Here is a 23,775-nt window from a genome sequence, read left to right as displayed (position 1 = left end):
TACGGAAAACCCGGAACTGCTTTTAACCTGAGGATGGACCGTTTCCTACGTGATCAATTTTTGGTCCGGTTTTTTTGCCGATCGAGTTTGCTGCTAAAGATACCCGGCCCTCACGGCAGCAACAGCCGGGTGTTCACCGAGAATCCTGGCGGGTTCGCCACCTTCTGCCAGTGCGCCACCCAGCCCTTATTCGTGTCCACCAAACTCACATATCCCAACCACATCCCTTTGCCGCCATACAACGTCTGGTACAGCACCACCTCGTTCTTGATGGTCAGCGCCAGCGAGCCCGTCAATTGGGTTTTATCGGATAGGGTTCCCGTTAGTGTTACGACTCCCGAGGGCTGCACAGCTAGATTCAGCGTGCCGACCCGGGTGCCGTCCGGCGCTTGCTCCACCGTCATGGAGTAGTTCGTTTTTACCGCCTTTTTCAATCCCATGTCCGCCCACAGAGCCGCGGCCCAATCCGTGCCCTGCTTGACCATTCCAGTTACGCCACCACCGGCGCTTAATTCCAGACGCAACCCCACCATCAGCGCCGGGTCTTTACCACGGGCAATCGAATTCGTGTAGCACCCCCCCGTGTCAAACGCGCCTGCTGCCAACGGATACACCTTGCCTTGGTACGTCAATTGTCCCGTGAACGTTCCCTTATCCGTCACCGTCAATTTCACCGCTCCGCTATTGGTCCAGTCGGCCATAAGCACGTCGTTGCTTGGACTGAACAACCCGACATAATCCCCCTTCCGTGAAAGAAACGCGTTGGTCACAAAGTTGGCCTCCAACGCCGTGTTCGAGCGCAGGGTGAGTTGCAACCCGGGTTTGTTGGTCAGCACTACCCCGCCGCAGGTCCAATTTGAAAAGAGGCTCCCGGCCTGCGGCGTGGCCGTCAGAGTGTAGCTTTTGCCCGCTTCCAACAGGTTATTGGTGTACGGAGCCACTTTACCCAGTCCGGTACCGCCGTTCAGCACCCGTAGCAGATTGGTTACCACATAGTTCACCTTCAGCGTGTTCGTGGTGGAATAATTTGCCACCGCATCCATGGCATACACGCGAATCAGGTTGGTGCCAGCCACCAGATTGGTTACGGGCGCCAGCCAATTAGTGAGGCCGCTGGCGGTTTGCCACGAATCCGCATTGACCTGGTAATAAACCCCGGCGAGCGGGCCGCCTGCGTCGGTAACTTTGCCGGTGACCGTGATGGTGGCGTTGCTGACGCGGGCATTCGCCAGCGGTGCCGCGATGGTCACGGTGGGTTTTACGCCATCCACGATCAGACTGGCCAGTGCGCTGGTGACACTGCCCAAGACATTCGTGATCGTGACGCGGTAGGTGCCCGCTTGCGCTACACTCGCGCTGGCGATGGTGTAGGTCGCGTTACTGCCGCCCGGCAGCAGTGAACCATTTCTCGTCCAACGATAGTTTAGCGGGGACGTGTTGGTAACTTGCACCTGGAATTGAACCGGTTGCCCTGGGCGTGCCACCACGCTGGCGGGCTGCTGAGTGATGACCGGGGTGGTGGTCGGATCAGTCACCGTCAGCGTGCCCACCGCACTGGTGGCCATGCCAAAGTTATTGCTGGCTGCAACCGAATACCCACCGGAATCAGAAGTTACCAAATTGGAGATGGCATAGGCCGCATTCGTCCCCCCCGGAATCAATGCGCCGTTTTTGTACCATTGATATGCGATCGGGGCCGAGCCCGTGGTGATGGCGGTAAATGAAACCGAAGTGCCCACGACGTTGGTCGCGCTCGGCGGCTGCATGAGGAAGTTTGGCGCGCCAAGCAGGGAAACCTCCACGTAAATCAAATCCTCGTACTGGAGCGCTGCGGTAGCCGATTTTAGCACGGGCAGCTCTGCCAACATGCCCCCCGCATTCACTTCATTAATAAAGGTGTTGCCGGGGCCGGGATTAAACCGGTTCAGAATGTTGGTCCCAAATACCACGCGGCCAAATACCGTAAATCCTCCGCTGTTATTCGGATTATCCAGAGCGGCCGAATTATCCGCAAGGTTGAAATAGAACTGGGAGGTCGCCGAATTGGGATCCGATGTCTTGGCCATTGCGATGGTGCCATACCCGTTGCTGATGAGCCGGCCCACCTTGAATTCGTTGGTGATGGGCGGATAGGTTGGGATGGGTGCCAACGTTTGGCTGGTTGTGCCCCGATTGGTCACCATCACCCCGCCGCCTTGGGCCACCCAATTGGTCGCCACCCGATGCATAATCATGTTCGTGTACCTCCCATTTTGCGTATAACGAATAAAATTTAGCACGGTCACTGGCTTGTCCGATTCATACAGTTCCACTTCAAAATCGCCAAGGGTGGTGCGAAACAGCACGAGTGTCCCGGTGCGACGGATGGTGAGGGTTGCCGCCTCACTGGTGATGCTGCCGGCACTGTTGGTGATCACCACGGTGTAATCACCGGCATCGTTCGTGGTCGCATTCAGAATGAATAACGAATTGCTCTGCGCCCCGCTAATATGGGGGCCGTTTATGAGATTGGAGCCATTAAACCGCCACTGATAGCCCAGTGGTGGCGTGCCGCCAGCCAGCACGGTGAATGAGGCGGTTCCTCCCACCGGGTTGGTCACACTCTGCGGCTGTTGCGTGATCGGAATCGGGTCTATCATCACCTGCCCACTAAAGGGTAGTTTGGCGGATGCCCCGCCGGCGGGTTGCGCCGCCGCCGTTGCGCAGGTCAGGCATAGTGCCAACCGCCAGGCAACCCTCCAAGCCCGGCCTTTGAGTATTAGTCCGCCAAACTCTGCGGGTGGGTTTGTTTTCATACCATGCTCTTTTCTTGCTTTAAAGGTCCGGTTTCCCGGCGGATCGGGGTGCCGCCCCATTCATTCAAACCGCGTTCGTTCACCGCCAGCGTTGGGGAGAGACCGAGCAATTCCATCGCTTCGCCAATCAAGTACAGGGAGCCGGCGATGACCACGAACGGTTCTGTCTCAGCGGCGCGCAAGGCTGCGCTCAGGTTTGGGTGACTGGAAATAGTGACGGCGGGATTAGCCGACTGGCAGACCGCCTGCAATTCCGCGGCAGACGCGGTGCGCTCGCTGCACACCTGCACCACCAGGACACGCGCGGCCACCGGTGCCAGCAAACGGCACATGTCCACCCAGTCTTTATCGCGCAAAATTCCAAGAATCAATGCCGGTTTGCGCGTGGGGCTGAGCGCGATTAGGGCGGCGCACAGGGTCGCCACCCCGCCCAGGTTGTGTGCCCCATCCAGCCAAAGGGTCTGGCCATTCAAACGCAAGACCTGTTGCAACCGTCCCGGCCAATGGACGGTTTCCAGCCCAGCTTTTTGCTGCGCTTCGGTCACCGGGATGCTGGGTTGCAAAAGCCGGACGGTCGCCAGCGCCAGCGCGGCATTGAGCTTTTGGTGCTCGCCCAGCAAAGGAAGTTTGGTGGTGGCGGCCAATCCTGTACCGGCATCTGCCCGGGTAATCTCCCACAACGGAGCACGCTGGTTCCTGGCGAGCCCCCGAATTACGCTCAAAGCGTCCGTCGCGTCCGTCGCAGTCAGGACCGGTACGCCTGGTTTGATGATGCCGCCTTTTTCCGCCGCGATCTGCGCCAAGGTGTTGCCCAGCCATTTCTGGTGATCGTATTGAATATTGGTAATGAGGCTGGCGAGGGGCTGGACAATGTTGGTGGCGTCCAGCCGGCCGCCCAGCCCGGTTTCCCAGATCACCAGATCGCATTGTTGCTCGGCGAAATAGCGCATCGCCATCACGGTCACCACTTCAAAAAACGTGGGATGATCCTCGCCGCTCAGTCGTTCCCAGTGTGGCTGGATTTCCGCCACCAACCGCACCACGTCAGCTTCGGGTATCAGGCGGCGATTCACCTGAATGCGCTCGGCAAAGGCCACCAGGTGGGGCGAGGTAAAAAGGCCGACGCGCAGGCCGGCCTGCCGGTACATACTCTCCAGCATGGCGCAGGTGCTGCCTTTGCCATTGGTGCCGGCGACATGAATGAAGCGCAACCGGTTCTGCGGATTCCCGACCGCCGCCGCCAACTGGCGCGTGCGCTCCAAGCCCGGCTTGGCGCCGAACATCTGCAACCCCTCCAAACGGGCGATAGCCTCGTGATATGTCATGCGGCATCTGCTTTGCCAGGCGCGCGGGGACTCCGGCTCCGCACGCCAAGCTTCAGCGCGATATTAAATCGGTTTGCGATGCATGAACACGTGGGCTGCCGCGATAAAGCCTTTGAACAACGGATGCGGCTCATGCGGCTTGCTTTGGAATTCGGGATGGAACTGGCTGGCAATAAAAAATGGATGCGCCGGGATTTCAATGATTTCTACCAGTTTCCCATCGGTGGTGGTGCCGCTGAACACCATGCCGGCCTTCTCATACTGCTGACGATAGGCGTTGTTGAACTCGTAGCGGTGCCGGTGCCGTTCCTGAATGGCAAAGGCACCGTACAATTTGCTGGCCAGCGTGTTCATGCTCAACTGGCTGGTTTGTTGCCCCAGGCGCATGGTGCCGCCCTTGTCCGTGACATTTTTTTGATCCTCTTGCAGGCAAATCACCGGGTGCGGTGATTGCGGATCGAACTCCGTCGAATGCGCCCCCTCCAGTTTCAACACGTTCCGCGCGAACTCGATGGTGGCGATTTGCATGCCCAGGCATAACCCCAGATAGGGAATGCCATGCTCGCGTGCATAGCGCGCCGCCTGAATTTTGCCTTCGATGCCGCGATTACCGAATCCCCCGGGAATGAGAATGCCGCCCATGCCGCGCAGGATGTTGTCCGGCCCGTGGCGTTCGATATCCTCGGAGTCCACCCGCACAATTTCCACGCCGCAATCATTGCCGATGCCGCCATGAATGACCGCTTCATAGACCGATTTATAGGCGTCTTGCAGACCGATGTATTTGCCCACCACCGCGATGCGGACCCGGTGCGCCGGAGCGATCAGTTTGCGGATGATTTCCTGCCAGTGCGTCATGTTGGCCGGCGGGGTGTCCAGGCGCAGATAGCGGCACACCAGTTCATCCATCCGTTCCCGTTGCAGCATCAACGGCACTTCGTAAATCGAGTGGTCCACGTCCTTCTCCTCAATCACCGCCTCTACCGGCACGTTGCAGAACAGGGATATCTTCGCGCGCAGTTCCTTGTCCAGCGAATGCTCGCAGCGGCACACCAGGATGTTGGGCGCGATGCCGATTTCGCGCAGCTTGGCCACCGATTGCTGCGTGGGCTTGGTCTTCAGTTCGCCTGCCGCCTTGATGAACGGCACGTAGGTGACGTGAATAAAGATGGCGTTTTGCGGCCCGACATCCAGCGCAAATTCGCGGATCGCCTCCAAAAACGGCAGCCCCTCAATGTCTCCCGTGGTGCCGCCGATTTCCGTGATCACCACATCCGCCTTGGATTGCTCCGCCAACGTGGAAATGCGCTTTTGAATCTCATCCGTGACGTGCGGGATCACCTGCACCGTTTTCCCCAGGTACACCCCTTTGCGCTCGTTATCGAGCACCGTCTTGTACACCTGCCCGCTCGTCAGATTGTTCATGCGGGTGAGCTTGACGTGCGTGAAGCGCTCGTAATGCCCCAGGTCCAGGTCCGTCTCCGCGCCATCATCCAGCACGTACACTTCCCCGTGCTGGAACGGGTTCATCGTGCCTGGGTCCACGTTGAGATACGGATCAAACTTCTGGAGCACGACCTTGAGGCCGCGGTTTTCCAACAAGGTTCCGAGGGACGCCGCCGTCAGGCCCTTCCCCAAGGAACTGATGACCCCACCCGTGACAAAAATATATTTCATAAATGCGCTTTCAAAAGTTGTTCCACCCGCGCCACATCGCCGGGCAGGTCCACGCCCACGCTGTCGTACTCCACCGTTGCGACGGTGATGCCGATGCCGTGATCCAAGGCGCGCAGTTGTTCCAGTTTCTCCGCCGCTTCCAAGGGGGATACCGGGTACCCCACCAGCCGCAACAGGGTTTCTCGTCGAAACCCGTAAATACCCAAATGCTTCAAAAACGGATAGGCCGCCATCTGCTCGCGGATTGGGCGGCTGGCGGCCTCACGCACGTACGGGATCGTGCGGCGCGAAAAATATAAGGCACGACCGGTGGCGTTGACAACGACTTTCACCACGTTGGGATTGTCGTATTCCGCCTCATCGCGGATGGGCGTGGCCGCCGTGGACATTTCGCTGTCCGCCAAGGCGTTCGCCACCACATCAATTACCGCCGGGTCAATCAGTGGCTCATCCCCCTGGATGTTGACCACCGCATCGCAGGCGCGGCGCCGCGCCACTTCCGCAATGCGGTCCGACCCGCTGGGATGATCGGGGGAAGTCATTTCAACGGTGCAAAACCGGGCCGCCAACTCGGCGATCCGGGAATCATCCGTTGCCACGATGACTTCGCTCAGGGAACGGGCCTGGCGGCAACGTTCCACCACCCGTTGAATCAGGGTTTTTCCGCCAATCAGGGCCAGCGGCTTGCCCGGAAACCGGGTCGAAGCAAAGCGCGCGGGTATGATGCCAAGTATGTTCATCGCCACGCCCATGCATTAGAGGGAAACACCGTGGGCTTGTAAATGCAATAAAGTCACAAAATTGTGACGTGGCCTCTGCGCCATCATATCGGCTGCCTTCTCCACTCGCCAGGCAAATGAAGCGGCCCAATTTTCTTGCTTATGGCGAACGAACAATTCTCGTTGCGATAGCATTCCACATTAACCTTTGAATGGCATCGTAACCGCGGTCATTGGGGTCTTCGATATTTGAAGCCAGCCAGCAGAACGGATCTGCCGGGTCATAATACGGTTCCCACCAATGCCGGGCATGCAGTCCATGGCCTAAAAATGCCTGATGCATCTCGACGACACGCACGTTTGGGTGATTCTTATTCAAATTCAATATCAGTTTGTTATACTCGGCTAAAATCTTGACTCCGTCCAGCCACTCTGGAAGTCCAGTATGTCTCATGACTCCAGTTCCATCGCTGGGATCATAAATCGTTGCCATGTAGATTTCTGCACCCTTGGGAAAATGCGTGTTGATTTCACGCACCATTTTGTCGAGCCGCACGCCAAAATTCTGAATCCATGGTTTGGCTTGATCCAGTGTCGCTCCATACATGGCCCCTTCCTTTGGCGGCTCTTTTCCGTAGCTATGAATCAGATCATTACCTCCAGTGGTTATGACAATGATGGCTTTTCGCTGCGCATCTCGGGGAAGCCGGGGAATCTGTTGGCGTTCATGTTGCAGCGAGGTGCTTCCCGATTTCGATAGATTGGTGCTGATAAGGTTGGGATAGATTCTCTTAAGGCACTTGCCGCCAAGGGATAGGTCTTCTTCCTGTGCATTATTGACCAGGAGATCCCAGTAACTTTTTCCGGCACTGGCACCAAAGCCTGCCGTCACACTATCGCCAAGGCCAATTATCCATATCTCATTGGTATCCGTGCTTATCTTGGCTTCGCTCATGGAGATCTGAACTGGGCCTGTTCCCGGCGGATGTGTGAGGAATAGCGAATAATAGTAGGTCCCAGCGCCAATAATGAGAATCATTATTGCGACCAACCACAGTAATTTCTTTATTTGAGGTGCCATAAGTTATAAGCGTCATCCTTCTCAGCGCAAAACCTCTCTCACTGCATCGTAGAGCGTCTGCACGATTTTGCGCACTTGTGCGGGTGTGGTGCAGTACGGTGGCATCAGCATAATGACGTTGCCCACGGGACGCGTCAGCACACCCCGTCGGGCCATGGCTTCACATACCCGAATGCCCGCGCGTTCCCGTAAATCAAATGGCTGGCGCTTGTGCCAGTCGCGGACCAGTTCAATTCCCGCCACCAGACCGACCTGCCGCATGTCTCCCACCTGCGGCAGTTCCCACAGCCCTTGCAATGCGCTGCGCAAGGTTGTCTCCAATGTCTTCTGTGCGCGGTGTGTGGTCGGGCTTTCCAGAATTTCCAGGCTGGCCAGCGCCGCTGCTGACCCAAGCTGGTTACCGGTGAAGCTGTGACCGTGAAAGAACGTTTTGAATTCTTCGTACTCGCCCAGAAACGCGTTGAACACCGCATTGGTGGTTAACGTCGCCGCCATGGGCAGATATCCGCCGGTCAGGCCCTTGGCCAGGCATAGGAAGTCCGGTTGTACGCCTTCCTGATGACAAGCAAAGCGCGTTCCGGTCCGGCCAAATCCGGTCATGACCTCATCCGCAATTAAGAGTGCGCCATGCGCACGCGCGCGCGCTGCCGCTTCGCGCAGCCAGCCCTTTGGTTGAGCAATCACGCCCGCCGCGCCTTGCAACAACGGTTCAAACACGAATCCAGCGTAGGCTGCGCCGTGCTGTTTCTTTTGCGCCGCCAATTTTTGCTCCACTTTATCCAGGCATTCCATCCGGCATTGGCGATAATCCCGCGCGTCTGCCCGCTCCGGTTTGGCACGATTAAACGGGCACCGATAGCAATAGGGCGCCATGACGTGGTCGGTCTTGAACAGTAGTCCCGCGTACGCCTTATGGAACAGGTCAATATGCCCGAGGCTCACGGCCCCGACGGTGTCGCCATGATACGCGCCCTCCAGGGAAAGGAACCGTGGCGTTCGCGTTCCCGCGCGGCGGGCGCATTCATACGCCAGCTTAAGCGCCACTTCGGTGGCGGTGGAACCGTTATCCGAGAAAAAAACTTTGGCTAACTTGGGATTGTGAATCGGAGCCGGCTGCTTGTCGGGTTGGCTGCGCAGGGTGGCCAGTTTGACTAATTGCGCTGCCAGGAGCGAGGCCGGCTCATTGGCAAAACCCAGTGCTGAGGAGTGGGCGATTTTGCCGAGTTGACGCTGGATGGCGCGGTTGATTTTGGGATGCTGATGCCCGTGCAGGTTGGTCCAGATGGAAGCATTGGCGTCCAGATACTCACGCCCGTGCACGTCGCGCAGCACGGCCCCCCGGCCGGAGGTGATGACAATCGGTTCCCGCTTCATCCAATCCCGCATCTGCGTGAAGGGATGCCAGACAAAGGCGCGATCAAGTTTGGCTAGGGGGTGCATGGTGTCATGAATGACTCAAAACGGTGATCAATGCGTCTGCCAGTTTTTGGACTGCGGCTTTGCTGTGCGCGGCGGACAGCGTCACCCGGAGCCGCGCGCCGCCGCGTGCCACGGTGGGGTAACGGATGGCAGGCACAAAGAATCCCTGCTCGCGCAGTTGTTGCGCGGCCATCATCGCGCGTTCTTCCGGCCCGAGAATTAGCGGGAGAATGGGGCTTACCGGATCCACCAATTTTAAATTCGTTTGCTGGAGCGCCGAGTGCAGTTGATGAACCCGGGCCCATAGCGTCGCGCATCGTTCCGCACCTTCTGCGGACTGCGCCAATTCCACTGCCGCCCGGGCGGCCGCCGCCGCTGCCGGCACCGGGGCGGTGGAGTAGATGAAACTGCGCGCGCGATTCACCAGCAGTTCTTTTAACGCCAGGCAGCCGCCGATGAAACCGCCGCTCGCGCCGAGGGCTTTGCCCAGCGTGCCCATTTGGATTTCCACCTGCCCGGTCAGGCCATGCTGCTCCACCAGCCCGCTGCGGCGCGCGCCGAACAAACCGGTCGCGTGCGCCTCATCCACCATCAACCAGGCATCATAACGATTCTTCAATGCCACCAGTTCCGGCAGCGGCGCCTGATCGCCATCCATCGAGAATACGGATTCGGTCACCACGAGGACGCGGGGTGATTTTACCGTAGTTCTTTGCGCGGCGTCCCGCTGGGCCCGGCTCCAAGCCAGTTTCTTTTCCAGATCGGCCAGGTCATTGTGGGCAAAGACGCGCAATCGCGCTCCGCTCAGGCGAGCGGCATCCACAATGCTGGCATGCACCAGCTTGTCGAGAATGAGAATATCGTCTTTGTCGAGCAGCGCGGTAATGGTCCCTACCGCCGCCGCGTAACCCGTGGAAAAACTCAGTACCGCCTCCACGCCTTTGAAAGCCGCCAAGGCATCCTCAAGCTCGTGGTGCGGGGCCAGCGATCCGCAAATCAACCGCGAAGCGCCTGCGCCCGCGCCAAAGGTTTCAATCGCCTTGCTGGCCGCCGCTTTCAGGGCCGGATGATCCGCCAGCCCCAGGTAATCGTTGGAGGAAAAGTTCAACCACGCGCGTCCGCCCATCTGGAGACACGCGGATTGCGGCGAATCCACCCGGCGCAATTCCCGAACCAGCCCGCTGCGGCGGATGTCTTCCAACTCCTGATTTAACTGAGCTGCAAAATCCGACATCGTTACCGGCAATTATGGCGGAATGGGTAAAAATGAACAGCGGAAACGGGCAGGTTAACTCCAGCTCGCAATCCGGCTGTCCAACTGAAAAAGCTGGCCGGAAATATTCCGGGTGCCAGCGAGGAACACCATGAAGCGCGCGACTTCCTCGATGGAATTCAATCGGCCCAACGTATTGGCGTGCTCAAATTCAGCCAGCACCTCGGGTTTCAGCCCGGCCGTCATGGGGGTAAGCAACACACCGGGCAACACCGCATTCACGCGAATATTACGCGCGCCCACTTCCCGCGCCAGCGATTCCGTCAGGCCGAGCAGCCCCGCCTTGGCCGCCGCATAATTCGCCTGGCCGCGCGTGCCAGTGCGCGCCGCAAAGCTGGTCACGTTCAGAATGTGGCCGTCACGTTGTTTCAACATGGGCCGCAAAACAGCCTGGCTGCACAGGAAGGCACCTTTCAAATTCACGCCCAGCACCTGTTCCCAGTCGGCGGCTTTCATCTGGACGAGCGCGGCGTCCCTGGTCAGCCCGGCGTTATTGACCAGCATATCCACCCGCCCCCAGCGTTTCAGGGCAAGTCCCACCGCTCCTTGAGCGTGTTCCGCACACGTGACATCCCACTGTACCGGAATTAAGCAATCCGATTCCGTGAACGCATGGCGCTGATGCCAGCCGGCCATCACCCGCCAGCCTTGTTCCAGGAACGCGGCGACCAGGCCTTTTCCGAGGCCGCCTGCTGCGCCGGTAATCAGCACTACGCGTGAAGGTTGAGGGGTGGCAGTCATGTCGGATCAGTTTTAATTTTGTTGGTAAAATAATAATCTTTTTTGACCTCTCTCAGTAAGTTCCCCACCCCTAACCCTCTCCCGTTGCTGGGGAGAGGGAAATGCAATTGCAGGTTGTTGACATCTCACGCAGTGTAACGCGCGTCCGTGACTTCCGTATTCCGCGCGCGCGCCAGTAGGCAACCGGAACCGGTGCGTGCATCTCACTTAGCCGAATGCTGGTCTCCCTCTCCCCAAGGGAGAGGGCCGGGGTGAGTGGGTACAGAACGCTGGTGTCTTCCCAACCATCCTTTTCAAGGTCGCGCGTCCATGATTGAACACCGCCGTTGGCATTTCTAAAACACATCAGATTTCCGGCATGTAATCATTTATCTTGGAGCCGTGCATCTCCACCCACTGTCCGCCGATCATCACCTTCTGCACCGGCCCTTGATGATGCACTATGCTTTCGTAAACCGAGTCTGGCGAACCGGCTCCCGGGATCACCAGCATATCCGCGTGAGCGTTGGGGGTCAGTTCGCCCGCCTGCCCGGCCAATCCCAATGCGCGCGCACCGTGCAGGGTAGCCATGCGCACGATGAATTCCGGGCTTAGGCCGGGTTGCGCCTGGGCCAGCGTGCGGAGTTCGGCAAACATATCCAGGGTTGGCAATTGCTTCTGGTGTGTGATCATTGAGGCGAGGCTATCCGTGCCGATGCATAGGTTCACCCCCGCCTGACGCAACTCTTCCAGCGGAAATGGCTGATGCTGGAAGTACGCATGACTGCGGGGGCAATGGGCCACGCCGGTGCCCGAGCTGGCCAGTAATGCCGCATCTCCCGGAGCCAGATAATTGGCGTGAACCGCCAGGGTGAACGGGCTCAGGGCTCCCTGTCGGGCCAGGTGCATCACGGGTGAACCCAGGCCGCAATCGCTCATGTTGCGTTGCCGCTTCAACCAGTCATGCAGCGATCCAGTTCGGTGCATGAACATCTCGAACTCCTCGTGCGACTCCGCCACATGAATGGCCATCCGACAGCCGGAGGCCAGCGCTTGTTCCGCCGTCAAGCGAAGCAATTCCGGAGTGGTGGAATACGGCGCGTGCGGGGAAAATCCGCCGCTCTTCCTGCCGGGCGGCAGCGTGGCCAGCACCTGCACGGCTTCATCCAACACGGCTTGTGCGGGCCGGCCAGTGCGCACCACCGTCAACTCCAGCAGGGAAAGCATGCGCAGCGGAGTGGACGCCCAAATGTCCGGCAGTAGTTCCGGAGCGGCTTCAATATCCGCCACCGTGGTGGTGCCGCTGCGCACCAGCATTTGGGCGCCCGCCACCCACGAGGCGGCATAATCCGTGTAGCTCCAGTGGGCTTTGAGGGCGAGAATTTGTTTGATCCAATCCGGAAAGCTTTTGCGTGGAGGAATGCGGCCTGCGAATCCTGTATAGTCGAGATGACAATGGGCGTTGATCCAGCCCGGCGCCAAGACCGCCTCGCCCAGATCCACCACCGGACCTCCGGCATGATCCACCCGCAACTCGTCCCACCGCCCTACTGCGGTGATCCGGTCTCCTGAAAGAACCACCCCGCCGTTTTCAATCGGCGGGGTCGAAACCGGAACCACAATGCGTGCTCGCAGGAGCATGGCGGCATTCACTCGTTTGCTATACGTCACCAGCCACGACCCGCCATGCGGCGGATGCCGTGATTCATCGGCGGCGCCGTACGCGCCGGGTCGAGCTTACACGCCCGCTTCGATGCGTTTCTGTTTGCCTTTGGCGGCTTCAGTGTGTTTTTTGGCCTTGGACCGGCTGTGCCGGGTGCGAATCTGCTGCTCAATTTTTTTCGTCACGAGATCAATCGCGGCGTAGAGGTCGCTTTCGTGGTCTTCCGCAAACAAATCGCGGCCCCGGACGCCCAAACGCATGCGGCAGGTAAACTGGCGTTCCGGCACCTTGGTATTGTCATGCTCAATTGTAACGCGAACGTCCACCACCCACTTGTCAAAGTGCTCCAGCTTTTCCACTTTGGATACGATATGGTTTTCGATGGCGTCGGTGAGAGTAATGTTGTGAGTCGTCAAAACCAATTTCATGATCTAACTATGAACCATCTTTGCAAGAAAAGCCAGTACGGATTTTAAAAAAATGCGTTTATTATTTTTTGAACCGCCAATTATGGCTGAATCACGAGTTTGCCGAGCACGACGCGGTTGCGCAGGGCCAGGAAGGCTTCGGCGGTTTTTTCGAGCGGCATGATGGCATGGATCACCGGTTTGAGCTTGCCGGCGGCGGCCCATTCCAACGTGGCACTCATATCCGCGCGGTTGCGTCCGTAACTGCCGACCAACCGTTGTTGTTTGACGAAAAACGGCCAAAGATTCAGGTTCACCTCGCGTCCCGCCGTCGCACCGCAAGTCACCACCGTGCCGCCACGTGCCAGACATTCGAGGATCTTCAGCAACACTTCCCCGCCCACATGCTCGACGACCAAGTCCACCCCATGCTTGTTCGTGATCTTGCGAATTTCGGCGGGCCATTTGGGATCATTCGGGTCCAGCGCAAACTCCGCGCCGAGCTGTTTGCCGAGGTTGCGTTTGGCCTCGGTCGTGCCGGTAGTGATGACGCGTGCGCCCAGCCCTTTGGCAATCTGGATGGCGGTGGAACCGACGCCGCTGGCGGCGCCCATCACCAGCACCCAATCGCCGGGTCTGACCTTGGCGCGGTCCGTGAGCATGTGCATGGCCGTGCTGCCCGCCAGGGTGAGCGCGGCGGAAGTGGCAAAGTCCACGGTGTCAGGCAGTGCTACCAACAGGCGGGCGGGCACCAGGGTCTTTTCCGCAAAACCGCCATCGCGCTGAATGCCCAACAGTTCACCGCGCAGGCACATGGATTCCTCGCCGCGCTGACAATACTCGCATGTGCCGCAGAAGATGTTGGATTGTATCGCCACCCGGTCACCCGCTTTCCACAGGGTGACATTGGGGCCGATCTGCACGACACGCCCGGCGATTTCACAACCCGGCGTGCGGGGCAGCACCGGGGGAATGGGTAAACCGTTTTCCTCGAGCCACAAGTCGAGATGATTCAACCCGCAGGCCATGACCTGCACCACCACTTCGCCCGGGCCGGGCTGGGGATCGGGCAGATCCCGCAGTTCGAGTTTTCCCGGCGCACCATGAGCAATTAATTGTACAGCCTTCATGCCGGGTATTCAAACCACGCTGGTTTGAAAAGACAAGCCTGATTCCATGGAACGGCGACACACAATCCGTTTCCATTTTTGCCATGCTTCCTGTCTCGACAGCACGGCGGCTCCCCGCTACATTTTTAACATGAGCGCGAAGGTGATTCCGGCAGAAACTGCCATTCCAATGGCGACGTTGTTTCCTGAGCAGGGAAATGCAGGAATCAATCAGCATTCCGTGCCCGCCGTCAAAATCGCCCTCTTCCGATCGCTGTTTCGCGGCCGGGAGGACGTATATCCCCGGCGTTTTGAGAGTCGAAAAACCGGCAAGTCTGGCTACCAACCAGCGTGTGCCAACGAATGGGTTCGCGGTATCTGTTTCAAACCCAAGGTCAAGTGTACTGATTGTGCCAGCCGACGTCTGCTGCCGGTGACCGATGAGGTCATCTGTTGGCACCTCTCCGGGCGGGATGGCCAAGGGCGTGATTTCATCATGGGTGTATACCCGATGCTTCAGGATGAGACCTGTTATTTTCTGGCTGCTGATTTCGATCGGGACACTTGGAAGGAGGATGCCGGCGCGTTCATGCAAACCTGCAAACGCTTTGAGCTGTCTACCGCACTCGAACGATCCCGTTCCGGTAACGGCGGCCACGTCTGGATGTTTTTTGAAGAGGCACTTCCAGCACGTCTTGCACGAAATCTCGGTTCCTACCTTTTAACCGAAACGATGGAAAACCGTCCGGACATCGGATTGGGTTCTTATGACCGCTTGTTTCCCAATCAGGATACCCTACCCAGTGGCGGTTTCGGAAACCTGATTGCTTTGCCTCTGCAAAAAGAGCCAAGGTCGCGCGGTAACAGTGTGTTTCTTGACGAAGAGTTTAATCCTCATCCGGACCAATGGATGTTTCTGGCGTCGGTGCGCAAACTCACCCGACCACAAGTCGAAGCCATTGTGTGCGATGCGGAAAATCGGGGGAAAATAGTTGGCGTGCGCTTGGTTCTGGCGGAGCCAGGTGAGGAAACTCCGTGGCTGGCATCGCCTTCGCGGCGGCACAAAGAAACCCCCATCACCGGAACGTTGCCAGAAAGTTTGGATTTGGTTCTTGGCGACCAGATTTACATTGCCAAGGAGAATTTACCGCCGCCGCTTCGCAATCGTCTGCTCCGCCTGGCCGCGTTTCAAAATCCCGAATTCTATCGGGCGCAAGCCATGCGGCTGCCGACCTATGACAAGCCACGCGTTATTGACTGTGCTGAGGATTGCCCACTGCACCTGGGTTTGCCGCGCGGCTGCTTGTCTGACATTAAGGCCTTGCTTCGTGATCTGAACATCAAGCCGGCACTCCGCGACGAACGATTGGTCGGCACCCCATTGACCGTCTCATTCCACGGCGAGTTGCGTCCCGAGCAGCAGATGGCTGCCGAAGCCATGCGTGCGCACGATATCGGGGTGCTTTCCGCTACGCCGGCTTTTGGAAAAACCGTGATTGCCGCCTGGCTGATTGCCCAACGCGGGGTTAATACGCTCGTGATTGTCCACCGTCAGCAGTTGTTGGATCAGTGGGTGGAGCGTCTGTCATCGTTTCTTGAATTGCCGGCCAAAGCGATTGGTCGGATCGGTGGAGGACGGAAGAAAATGACCGGCACCTTGGATGTGGCGCTGATCCAAAGCCTGGTGCGCAAAGGCGTGGTGGATGACCGCGTCGGAGACTATGGTCACTTGATCGTGGATGAGTGCCATCACGTGACTGCCCAGAGTTTTGAATTGGTTGCCCGCCGGGCCAAAGCAAAATTTGTCACCGGTCTGTCGGCCACGGTTACCCGGAAAGATGGACATCACCCGATTATCTTCATGCAGTGTGGCCCCGTCCGGTATCGTGTTGATGCAAAACAACAGGCGGCGGCCCGACCTTTTGCGCATCATGTGTATGTGCGCCCGACTGGTTTTCGGATGTTGGCAGAGTTGGGAGAGCAGGATCGGCGCGTTGAGTTTCAAAGACTGTACAAGGCGTTGGTAACCGACGCGCCTCGCAACGAAATGATTTGCCACGATGTGTTGGGCGTTGTGCGCGAAGGCCGGTTCCCCTTGCTATTAACCGAACGCACCGAACACTTGCGGCTCATGGCTGAACGGTTGGCATCGGAAATTCCCCATATTATTATTCTGCAGGGGGGAATGACCAAGAAAGACTTGCTGGCCGCCAATGCGCGATTGGCAGCGCTCCCTGAGAGTGAAGGGCGTGTGCTCATGGCCACCGGAGGATTTATCGGCGAAGGGTTCGACCTTCCTCGGCTGGACACCTTGTTCCTAGCTTTGCCGGTGTCTTGGCGGGGCACCATTGCCCAATACGCCGGTCGGTTGCATCGTCTTCATCATGACAAACACGAAGTGCGAATCTATGATTATGCCGACCTCAATGTCCCGATGTTTGCCGGGATGTTTGATCGGCGGTGCAGGGGATATGAAGCGCTTGGCTATGCGATCCTATTGCCGGCCAGCGCCCTGCCTGGCTGGCCCGCCGAGGTTCCGCTGCCAATTGATCCCGAGTGGAAAAAGGATTATGCCGCCAGTGTGCGGCGGCTTATTCGTGATGGGGTTGACCAACCATTGGCGAATCTATTTGTGCATGTCACCCGTTCCCCAGCGCCTGAAGCGGAGGGAACGGATCGCGCTCGCAGCGCAACCGAGGCTTTTTTATACCGGCGGCTTGAATCGTTGCCGGATACCACCGGGCGTTTTCGCCTGAATGTGGAGTTGCCAATCCCGTTCGATGGACGTGGGCAGATGGAAGTGGACCTGCTATGTGCGGATGCCAGCCTGGCCATCGAGTTGGATGGCGCACAGCATCTGAATGATCCCGAAGCCTATCGCCGTGATCGGCGGAAAGACGCCCTGCTCCAGGAGCACGGCTATTTCGTGTTGCGGTTTCTGGCGGAGGATGTTGGTAAAAATCTGGATCACGTCCTGGACACCATCGTGCGCGCCTTGGCACATCGTCAAAGGCGATCCCAAGGCGATAAAACTGCCGCTTGAACCCGGTCAAGGTATCCATTATTAATTGCTGATGAAAAGCCCCGCGCATTAATTCCATGTTCAAGCAACTAACCCAATCATTCACGGATCTCGCGGGTGCACCACGGGCGTTGTGGTATGTCATCGGTGCGTTTGTGGTGGATTCCGCCGCCTACTTCGGAATCCTGACGCTGATGACGATCTATCTTGGCAAGGACCTGGGGTGGAGCGATACCCATGCGGGCATGGCTGTGAGCGTGTTCACCATGCTCGTCACCCTGTTCATGCTGGGGGTGGGCAGCCTTACGGAGGCGCTGGGTCTGCGCCGCGCCATTGTCTGTGCCCTGCTGGTGACCATTCTCGGGCGGACGCTCTACTGTCTGGCCGCCAGCAGTGGCGGGAGTAGCTCCATGGCCATCATGGCCATGATGGCCTTGTTGTTGGTGGCGTGCGGCAGCGGCATGTTGCAACCAGTCTGTTACTCCGGGGTGAAGCAATACACGGATGCCAAAACCAGCGCGATGGGCTACGCGATGATTTATGCTGTCATGAATCTGGGGATTGTGGGCATCGGCACCCTGTCCTCCTGGATCCGGCCCGGGGTGCAAAATATCCTGGATGGCCATCAGCCTGGTGCGACGGCTGATCCCATGAGTCGGTCACTGGCCCAAGTGACGGGCTCCGGCGTGCAAGCGGTGAACTGGTTGTGCTGCGGGTTGACGGTGCTGACACTGCTGTTATTCCTATTGCTCATGACCCGCAAAACCGAGGCCGCCAAGTTGCGACCGGACGCCGTGCTGGATAATCCATCCCGCTCCAAGCCACCCCTTTGGCAACGCTTCAAAAGTTATTTTCTGGAGGGGCCGTTTGGCAACAAGCGGTTTGTATTTTTCATTTTCATGCTGTTGCCGGTGCGCACGCTGTTCGCGCATCAATGGCTCACCATGCCCCAATACATTTTGCGCTCTTACCCGAAAGAGGTGGGCGATAAAATGGAATGGCTGATCAACTGGATCAACCCCGCCATTATTTTCGTGGGCGTGCCGGTGCTGACCGCGCTGACGCGGCGCACCAATGTCTACACCATGATGATCATTGGTTCCCTGGTCTCCGCGCTGCCCACCTTCCTGCTTTGTTACGGCCCCAGTTTGCCCATGCTGCTCACCTACTTTGTGATTTTCTCCATCGGCGAAGCCCTTTGGTCGGCACGCTTCCTGGAATACGCCAGTGAACTGGCGCCGCCCGGCCGCGTCGCTCAATTCATGGGCCTCGCCCAGGTGCCGTGGTTGATGGCCAAAGGCACCACGGGCTTTTATTCCGGTTACCTGCTCAGCACCTACTGCCCCGAAAATACCCCGGTCGCGCAATTGCACACCGGGACCTTGTGGTTCATCTATGGTTGCATCGCCATGAGTTCCCCGCTCGGCCTGTGGCTGGCGCGTAAATGGGTGGCCAAAGGCATGCACGCCCCGGCTTCGCCGGCGGCAGGCAGGTAGGCCGAATGCAAGCACAAGGACCTCGGCGATTATAAAAAAACCTGCTTCAGATACGCGATGCTTCGCGTGGCGATGGCTTCGGGGCCTTCCTCGAACTTGAACACTTCCACCGACGCATAACCTTGATACCCCACCTCGCGCAGGGCGGCGGCGATCGGGTGAAAATCCACGTCGCCAAATCCCGGTCCCTTCAGGTTGCGGTCGTTGGCGTGGAAATAGGCGAATTCCCCCTTGGACTCGCGGATGATTTGCGGGATCGGTTTGGTTTCGGAACACATCGCCTTGACGTCCAGGATGATCTTCATGGACGGACTGTTGAACTGGCGGGCAAAGCGGATAGCCTCCTCGGCGGTGTTGATGAAATTGGTCTCCACCGGCGCCAATGGTTCAAAACAGATGGTGACCCCGCGCTGTTCGGCACGCTCCACCGCTGGCCGGAACGTATTGGCGGCCCATTCCCATGCCTGTTGTGGCGTCACCCCCTCCATCACGTTGCGCTGTTTGGGTGAACCCACGACAATGACCTTGCCGCCCAAGTCGCCGCAGAAATCCACCAGCTCGCAAAAGTAACGCGCGGTCTTCTCCCGGATTTGAGTGTCCGGATGATTCAGGTGCATCCCTTCCGCTTGGACCAACACCCAGTGGATGCCGCTGATTTCCAGGTTCAGGCGCGCTGCCGTCTCGCGGATGCGCTGGCGTTCTGTTTGAGGAATGTCTGTCACATATTTGGCCAGCGTGAACGGCGCGATTTCAATGCCGTCGTATCCCGCCTGTTTGGCAAAGGACATGGCCTTATCAATGGTCCAACCCTGAAAGATTTCGTTGCAGATGGCAAATTTCATAAGTGAAAAATCCCGTTTTTAGTGTCCGGTTGCAAGCGCAGTTTTGATTAACGTTTGGTTTTGTTGAAATGGCGGTCGGCAAAATTCAGGTATTGCGCCCAATCATAATCGGTTACGTCGTGTTTGCCGGTGCGGATATGATAGCCAATGGTTTTGCCGACGGGCTGGTTGGTGCCGGGCATCTCGCTGACCCCCAGGCCCTCCAAACCAAACAACCGATATACCGGCTCGGCGTTTTTCGCCGCAAGAAATTCGCCCCGGGGGTCCGCCCAGCGGTCTTCCTCCGCGCTGGCCACATAGACTGGGCGCGGCGCCATCAGCGCAAGCAGCAAGTGCGCATCCACGGGCAGTGCGGGGACATTGGTGGAGTAGCGTTTGTAGTTGTCGTTGAACCAGTGCGGAAAGCTCTTGTTCATGATGCCCACCGTTTCCCCAAACCAACGCCGTGATAACGCCGCGCCCCCCTCCCCGGAATCGTTGGAGATGACGATGGCAAAACGCTCATCCTGTGCCCCGGCCCACAGCGCGGTTTTACCCAGGCGTGAATGCCCCATAATGGCCACTCGGCTGGCATCAATCGCGCGATCCGTTTCCAAATAATCCATCGCGCGGCTTAATCCCCACGCCCAGGCGCCAATCGCACCCCAGTCGTCCGGGGCAAACTCGGTCTTGCCCTGTTGCGCGAGATAATACCCGCGAATGCCCTGCGTCCAGCCATTGGTGGAATCCGGTTCCAGATCGCCATAATAAATGGTGGCCACGGCATAGCCACGGTCCAGGATGGTTTCGATTGGCCAGCGGCCGGCCTCCTTGCCGCGTGCCTTTTCGGTGGCGCGATTGTTCACCACGGTCTTCTCCTTGTCATCGCGCATCCAGCGCTGCGACAGCTTGATGCCCGGATCCGTGTTCACGGCATGGTTTCCGCCAAAATTCGGTCCCAGAAAAACCGGTACGGGCTTAATCGCCTGATTGGGAAGGTACAGCAGGATATCCATGCTGGGACCGGTCTTGTCCGCCGTGAAATATACCGTGATCTGTTTGCGGGTGGCCTTGCCGCCCAAGGCTTGCGGGTCGGTTTCGATTTGCTGAAAGGAGAGCGCCGCCGGTTTGCCGGGGCTGCGACCCTGCATGTGCGTCTCGAAAAGCTTCACGATTTCCGGACGCCGTTTCTGCTGCCAGGCTTTGACGTTCTTGACTGGTTTGCCGTTGGAAAACGTGAGCGGATCGGGCAGGGTCAATTCCCCCACTTTGGCTTCATCGTAATTTACATCTGGGCGGTCGGCGGCAGCGGCGTTGCCTGCCAGCGCCACTGCCAGGGCAGAAAGCAAAAAGATCGCGCAAGTAGTATTCATGCGGCGAGCCTAATGCAAATGCCGGGAGCAAGGCAAGCCCCTGACGCGGTCAGCAGCGCTGCGAACTCAATCCTTGGATAACCCTGTATTGGCCGCGAATGTTTTTTATGGGTTCCTCGAACTGGTCACGGTGCGGCGTTTGAGTCCGAAGACAGGGAAAAACTCTGCGGCAGTCAACTAATGGGTGAAGGCTGAAGGGGGCGAGGCCGGAAGAGCATGGGAAAGGATGAAGTAAAATTGGAAATCAAGAGAAGCAGCCTTGGTGCCGGTTTCCTGCCCGGTTTTGGCGACCAGTTCCATACCCAACGAGTTAGAAAGGTGAAGCCGCAAATTAGGGAGAATGGGGTTTCAGTTTTTCAAGATACTCGGTCAAGGCCTTGCGGGCGATTTCCAACTGTTGAACGGTCACCGCGAAATGTTCCGGCACCTTGGCTGGCTGCCCACACTCACACAACTGCTCGATCACTCGCAGCGATTGTGCGACGTGGTTAATGCCACAGACGCTACTGGAACCCGCCAATTTATGCGCGTGTCGGCCGGCCTCAAGGAAGTCCTGGCGGCGGATGGCGGCGTCCAGCAGGCGCATCAGTTCGCCGGCCTGATTCAGATACAAGAGAATGAGGTCCCGCTGGTTGACTGGATTGCCGCCGCTGATTTCCTCAAGGCGTTCAGATTCAAACGGCGATAAATTGCTCTGTTCGAGCGAGCCGTGGGAATCCTCAGTCAGTTGCGGCTCAGTGGCACGGCTCGCCGCCCGCCTTGCCGCGACCAGCGGATACCATTTGGCAATGACCGCTTGCAGGACGTCCGTCCGAACCGGTTTAATCACGAAATCACTCATCCCCGCCGCCCGGCACTTTTCCCGATCCTTGGGCAGGACGGCGGCAGTCATGGCGATCACCCATGGCCGTTTTTCGGCCGGCCATTTGGCGATAATCCGCCGCATGGCTTCATAGCCGTCCATTTCCGGCATTTGAAGATCCAGGAACACCAAATCATAGAGCTGCTCTTCCAACGCCTGAAGAACTTCGCTGCCGTTGCGGGCGACCTGAACTTCATAACCCAAGCGGCGCAGCAACGCCCGCGCGACCTTCTGGTTGATTTCATTATCATCGGCCAAAAGAATCTGCAGCGGCATGCGGACGCCCATGGTGGAGTCTAGGGCGGGCGCGCTGGAGGCAGTGGGCGCGGTGACGGCGCTCCCCACCGCGCGAAGGAGGGTGTCCAGCACCTGTTGAGGCCAGACCGGTTTTTTAAGCACCAAGGCGGCGTTTAAGCGCGCGGACTGGAGTGGATCGCGCCGCCGGCGCTGCGAGGTGAGCAAAACCAGCGCCGGACTTTTGCCGCCGCGTGATGACTGGAGATGATCCACCAGCGAAAAAACATCTCCCGCAGGCAACTGCTCGTCCACCATCACCACATCCGGGCTGGGTTCTTGGTTCAAGATGGCGCGGGCTTCATCGGTGGACACGGCGGACCAGACACCCAGGTTCCAGCTTTGGGCCAGTTCACGGAACATGCCTTGAAAAGTCTGATTATCTTCCAGCAACAGAACCTTTTTTCCAGATAACCCGGGCTGGGGTTCCAGCCAGGGCGCCCGGCGGGTGGGAGCCGCCGGCGGGAGCGCGATGGCAAAGTGAAACGTGGAACCTTTGCCAGACTCACTCTCCAGCCAAATCCGCCCGCCCATCAGTTCCACCAACCGGCGGCTGATGGACAGGCCCAGCCCGGTGCCGCCGTATTGCCGGGTACTGGAATTGTCAGCCTGCATGAAGGGGCGAAACAGGCGTTCCTGTTTTTCCTGCGAAATGCCAATGCCAGTGTCGCGAACGGAGAACCGCAGGGGGGTGGCTGAAGGTTGACGGTGATTGAAGGCGGCGGCGTCCAGTTGCACCCGCACGACGATCTCACCTTGCGCGGTGAACTTGATGGCATTCCCAAGCAAATTCAGAAAAATTTGGCGCACCCGGGTGACGTCGCCCACCAAATGGGTGGGGACGGCGGCATCAAAATGGCAGATCAAATCCAGATTTTTCTCCGCCGCTTTCAAAGCCACGACGTCAAATGCGTCTTTAAGGCAGGTGACCAGATCGAAGGGGACATGCTCCATCTCCAGTTTACCCGCCTCAATTTTGGAGAAATCCAACACGTCGTTGATGATGGCCAGCAGGGCTTCGCTGCTGTTGAGAATGACGTGGAGGGCCTCCTGCTGGTTTTCGTCCAGCTTCGTGTCTGCCAGCAGCTCGGACGTGCCGATAATACCGTTGATAGGCGTCCGGATTTCATGGCTCATGAGCGCCAGAAATTCGGATTTGGCCTGGGTGGCTTCTTCCAGCTTGCGATTGGCCAATAAAAGCGCATCGTTCGTTTCTGTGAGGCAACGTTGGCTTTCCCGCAATGATTGATAGGCTGCGTCGCGCTGGAGCAGGCTGTTGTAAGCCCGCGAGTGGTAACGGACGCGGGCAAGGAGTTCGATCTTATCCGGCAACTTGACCAAATAATCGTTGGCCCCGGCCGCAAATGATTCGCTTTTCACCACCGGGTCTTCTTTGGTGGACAGCACCACGACGGGGATATCTTTGGTGACGGGATCCAGCCGGTATTCGTTGAGGAGTTCCAAGCCGCCAATGCCGGGCATGACGAGGTCTTGGAGAATCACCGTGGGTTTGATTTGGCGCGCGGTGCCCAAGGCGTCAGCCGGATTCGCGCAAAAATGAAAATCAATGTCGGTCTGGTTGGCGAGGATGCGCCGGATCGCCTCGCCGATCATCGGCTGGTCATCCACCAGTAACACCATGATCCGGCTGGGATTTTCGGCCGGTGGGTTGGGCGAAGCAGTGGACGGCAAAGGAGAGTTCATAAATTGGTTTTGTTA

General features: G+C 58.2%; 17 protein-coding genes. 2 read left to right on the top strand and 15 right to left on the bottom strand.

Annotated elements, in window-relative coordinates; genetic code table 11:
- Positions 1 to 110: 110 nt before the first annotated feature.
- The 11 genes from WCO56_04660 to WCO56_04610 all read right to left on the bottom strand — a co-directional run bounded on the left by WCO56_04660 (position 111) and on the right by WCO56_04610 (position 14,209).
- On the bottom strand, positions 111 to 2,795 hold the full coding sequence (locus WCO56_04660; GenBank protein ID MEI7728836.1) for an immunoglobulin domain-containing protein: 2,685 nt from the start codon (positions 2,793 to 2,795) through the stop codon (positions 111 to 113).
- Positions 2,792 to 4,120, bottom strand: a complete 1,329-nt coding sequence (locus WCO56_04655; protein MEI7728835.1) for a folylpolyglutamate synthase/dihydrofolate synthase family protein — start codon at positions 4,118 to 4,120, stop codon at positions 2,792 to 2,794. Before WCO56_04655 ends, WCO56_04660 begins: the two co-directional genes overlap by 4 nt.
- 63 nt (positions 4,121 to 4,183) lie before the next feature.
- On the bottom strand, positions 4,184 to 5,797 hold the full coding sequence (locus tag WCO56_04650; protein MEI7728834.1) for a CTP synthase: 1,614 nt from the start codon (positions 5,795 to 5,797) through the stop codon (positions 4,184 to 4,186).
- Entirely contained in the window at positions 5,794 to 6,537 is a 744-nt protein-coding gene (kdsB, locus tag WCO56_04645) for a 3-deoxy-manno-octulosonate cytidylyltransferase (protein ID MEI7728833.1), read from the bottom strand. The genes WCO56_04650 and kdsB overlap by 4 nt, the downstream gene beginning before the upstream one ends.
- Before the next feature lie 139 nt (positions 6,538 to 6,676).
- Entirely contained in the window at positions 6,677 to 7,597 is a 921-nt protein-coding gene (locus WCO56_04640; protein MEI7728832.1) for an SGNH/GDSL hydrolase family protein, read from the bottom strand.
- Positions 7,598 to 7,618: 21 nt separating this feature from the next.
- Positions 7,619 to 9,037: an adenosylmethionine--8-amino-7-oxononanoate transaminase gene (bioA, locus tag WCO56_04635; protein MEI7728831.1), complete on the bottom strand. Its 1,419-nt coding sequence runs from the start codon at positions 9,035 to 9,037 to the stop codon at positions 7,619 to 7,621.
- Between the two features lie 4 nt (positions 9,038 to 9,041).
- Positions 9,042 to 10,250, bottom strand: coding sequence for an 8-amino-7-oxononanoate synthase (locus WCO56_04630; GenBank protein ID MEI7728830.1), 1,209 nt, complete (start codon positions 10,248 to 10,250; stop codon positions 9,042 to 9,044).
- A 54-nt stretch (positions 10,251 to 10,304) separates the two neighbouring features.
- Positions 10,305 to 11,030 carry an SDR family NAD(P)-dependent oxidoreductase gene (locus WCO56_04625; GenBank protein MEI7728829.1) on the bottom strand — a complete coding sequence of 242 codons (726 nt, stop codon included), beginning with the start codon at positions 11,028 to 11,030 and terminating at the stop codon, positions 10,305 to 10,307.
- Between the two features lie 345 nt (positions 11,031 to 11,375).
- Positions 11,376 to 12,650 (bottom strand): amidohydrolase family protein, encoded by a 1,275-nt coding sequence (locus tag WCO56_04620; protein ID MEI7728828.1) that lies wholly within the window; start codon positions 12,648 to 12,650, stop codon positions 11,376 to 11,378.
- A 96-nt stretch (positions 12,651 to 12,746) separates the two neighbouring features.
- Positions 12,747 to 13,100 carry a ribosome-associated translation inhibitor RaiA gene (gene raiA / locus WCO56_04615; protein MEI7728827.1) on the bottom strand — a complete coding sequence of 118 codons (354 nt, stop codon included), beginning with the start codon at positions 13,098 to 13,100 and terminating at the stop codon, positions 12,747 to 12,749.
- A gap of 80 nt (positions 13,101 to 13,180) precedes the next feature.
- Positions 13,181 to 14,209, bottom strand: coding sequence for a zinc-binding dehydrogenase (locus WCO56_04610; GenBank protein MEI7728826.1), 1,029 nt, complete (start codon positions 14,207 to 14,209; stop codon positions 13,181 to 13,183).
- A 46-nt stretch (positions 14,210 to 14,255) separates the two neighbouring features.
- Between WCO56_04610 and WCO56_04605 the strand changes: the two genes are divergently transcribed.
- Both WCO56_04605 and WCO56_04600 read left to right on the top strand, forming a co-directional pair.
- On the top strand, positions 14,256 to 17,231 hold the full coding sequence (locus WCO56_04605) for a DEAD/DEAH box helicase family protein (GenBank protein ID MEI7728825.1): 2,976 nt from the start codon (positions 14,256 to 14,258) through the stop codon (positions 17,229 to 17,231).
- Positions 17,232 to 17,287: 56 nt separating this feature from the next.
- On the top strand, positions 17,288 to 18,706 hold the full coding sequence (locus tag WCO56_04600) for an MFS transporter (GenBank protein MEI7728824.1): 1,419 nt from the start codon (positions 17,288 to 17,290) through the stop codon (positions 18,704 to 18,706).
- A 29-nt stretch (positions 18,707 to 18,735) separates the two neighbouring features.
- Here the strand turns inward: WCO56_04600 and WCO56_04595 are convergent, their stop codons facing one another.
- The 4 genes from WCO56_04595 to WCO56_04580 form a co-directional block, all read right to left on the bottom strand.
- Entirely contained in the window at positions 18,736 to 19,548 is an 813-nt protein-coding gene (locus tag WCO56_04595; protein ID MEI7728823.1) for a sugar phosphate isomerase/epimerase family protein, read from the bottom strand.
- Between the two features lie 47 nt (positions 19,549 to 19,595).
- Positions 19,596 to 20,900: an acetylxylan esterase gene (locus WCO56_04590; GenBank protein MEI7728822.1), complete on the bottom strand. Its 1,305-nt coding sequence runs from the start codon at positions 20,898 to 20,900 to the stop codon at positions 19,596 to 19,598.
- A 177-nt stretch (positions 20,901 to 21,077) separates the two neighbouring features.
- Positions 21,078 to 21,200: a hypothetical protein gene (locus WCO56_04585; GenBank protein MEI7728821.1), complete on the bottom strand. Its 123-nt coding sequence runs from the start codon at positions 21,198 to 21,200 to the stop codon at positions 21,078 to 21,080.
- Positions 21,201 to 21,231: 31 nt separating this feature from the next.
- Entirely contained in the window at positions 21,232 to 23,760 is a 2,529-nt protein-coding gene (locus WCO56_04580; GenBank protein MEI7728820.1) for a response regulator, read from the bottom strand.
- Positions 23,761 to 23,775: the final 15 nt, after the last annotated feature.

Source organism: Verrucomicrobiota bacterium (assembly GCA_037139415.1).
Taxonomy (GTDB): domain Bacteria; phylum Verrucomicrobiota; class Verrucomicrobiia; order Limisphaerales; family Fontisphaeraceae; genus JBAXGN01.
Note: the sequence above shows the minus strand (reverse complement) of the source record. Positions and strands in the feature narration are given on the sequence as shown.

Coding starts and splice junctions, on each gene's coding strand:
- WCO56_04620 (MEI7728828.1), bottom strand. CDS start 12,650: ATGCTCCTGCGAGCACGCATTGTGGTTCCGGTTTCGACCCCGCCGATT.
- WCO56_04650 (MEI7728834.1), bottom strand. CDS start 5,797: ATGAAATATATTTTTGTCACGGGTGGGGTCATCAGTTCCTTGGGGAAG.
- raiA (MEI7728827.1), bottom strand. CDS start 13,100: ATGAAATTGGTTTTGACGACTCACAACATTACTCTCACCGACGCCATC.
- bioA (MEI7728831.1), bottom strand. CDS start 9,037: ATGCACCCCCTAGCCAAACTTGATCGCGCCTTTGTCTGGCATCCCTTC.
- WCO56_04590 (MEI7728822.1), bottom strand. CDS start 20,900: ATGAATACTACTTGCGCGATCTTTTTGCTTTCTGCCCTGGCAGTGGCG.
- WCO56_04595 (MEI7728823.1), bottom strand. CDS start 19,548: ATGAAATTTGCCATCTGCAACGAAATCTTTCAGGGTTGGACCATTGAT.
- WCO56_04610 (MEI7728826.1), bottom strand. CDS start 14,209: ATGAAGGCTGTACAATTAATTGCTCATGGTGCGCCGGGAAAACTCGAA.
- WCO56_04630 (MEI7728830.1), bottom strand. CDS start 10,250: ATGTCGGATTTTGCAGCTCAGTTAAATCAGGAGTTGGAAGACATCCGC.
- WCO56_04600 (MEI7728824.1), top strand. CDS start 17,288: ATGTTCAAGCAACTAACCCAATCATTCACGGATCTCGCGGGTGCACCA.
- kdsB (MEI7728833.1), bottom strand. CDS start 6,537: ATGAACATACTTGGCATCATACCCGCGCGCTTTGCTTCGACCCGGTTT.
- WCO56_04580 (MEI7728820.1), bottom strand. CDS start 23,760: ATGAACTCTCCTTTGCCGTCCACTGCTTCGCCCAACCCACCGGCCGAA.
- WCO56_04625 (MEI7728829.1), bottom strand. CDS start 11,030: ATGACTGCCACCCCTCAACCTTCACGCGTAGTGCTGATTACCGGCGCA.
- WCO56_04660 (MEI7728836.1), bottom strand. CDS start 2,795: ATGAAAACAAACCCACCCGCAGAGTTTGGCGGACTAATACTCAAAGGC.
- WCO56_04655 (MEI7728835.1), bottom strand. CDS start 4,120: ATGACATATCACGAGGCTATCGCCCGTTTGGAGGGGTTGCAGATGTTC.
- WCO56_04640 (MEI7728832.1), bottom strand. CDS start 7,597: ATGGCACCTCAAATAAAGAAATTACTGTGGTTGGTCGCAATAATGATT.
- WCO56_04605 (MEI7728825.1), top strand. CDS start 14,256: ATGGAACGGCGACACACAATCCGTTTCCATTTTTGCCATGCTTCCTGT.
- WCO56_04585 (MEI7728821.1), bottom strand. CDS start 21,200: ATGGAACTGGTCGCCAAAACCGGGCAGGAAACCGGCACCAAGGCTGCT.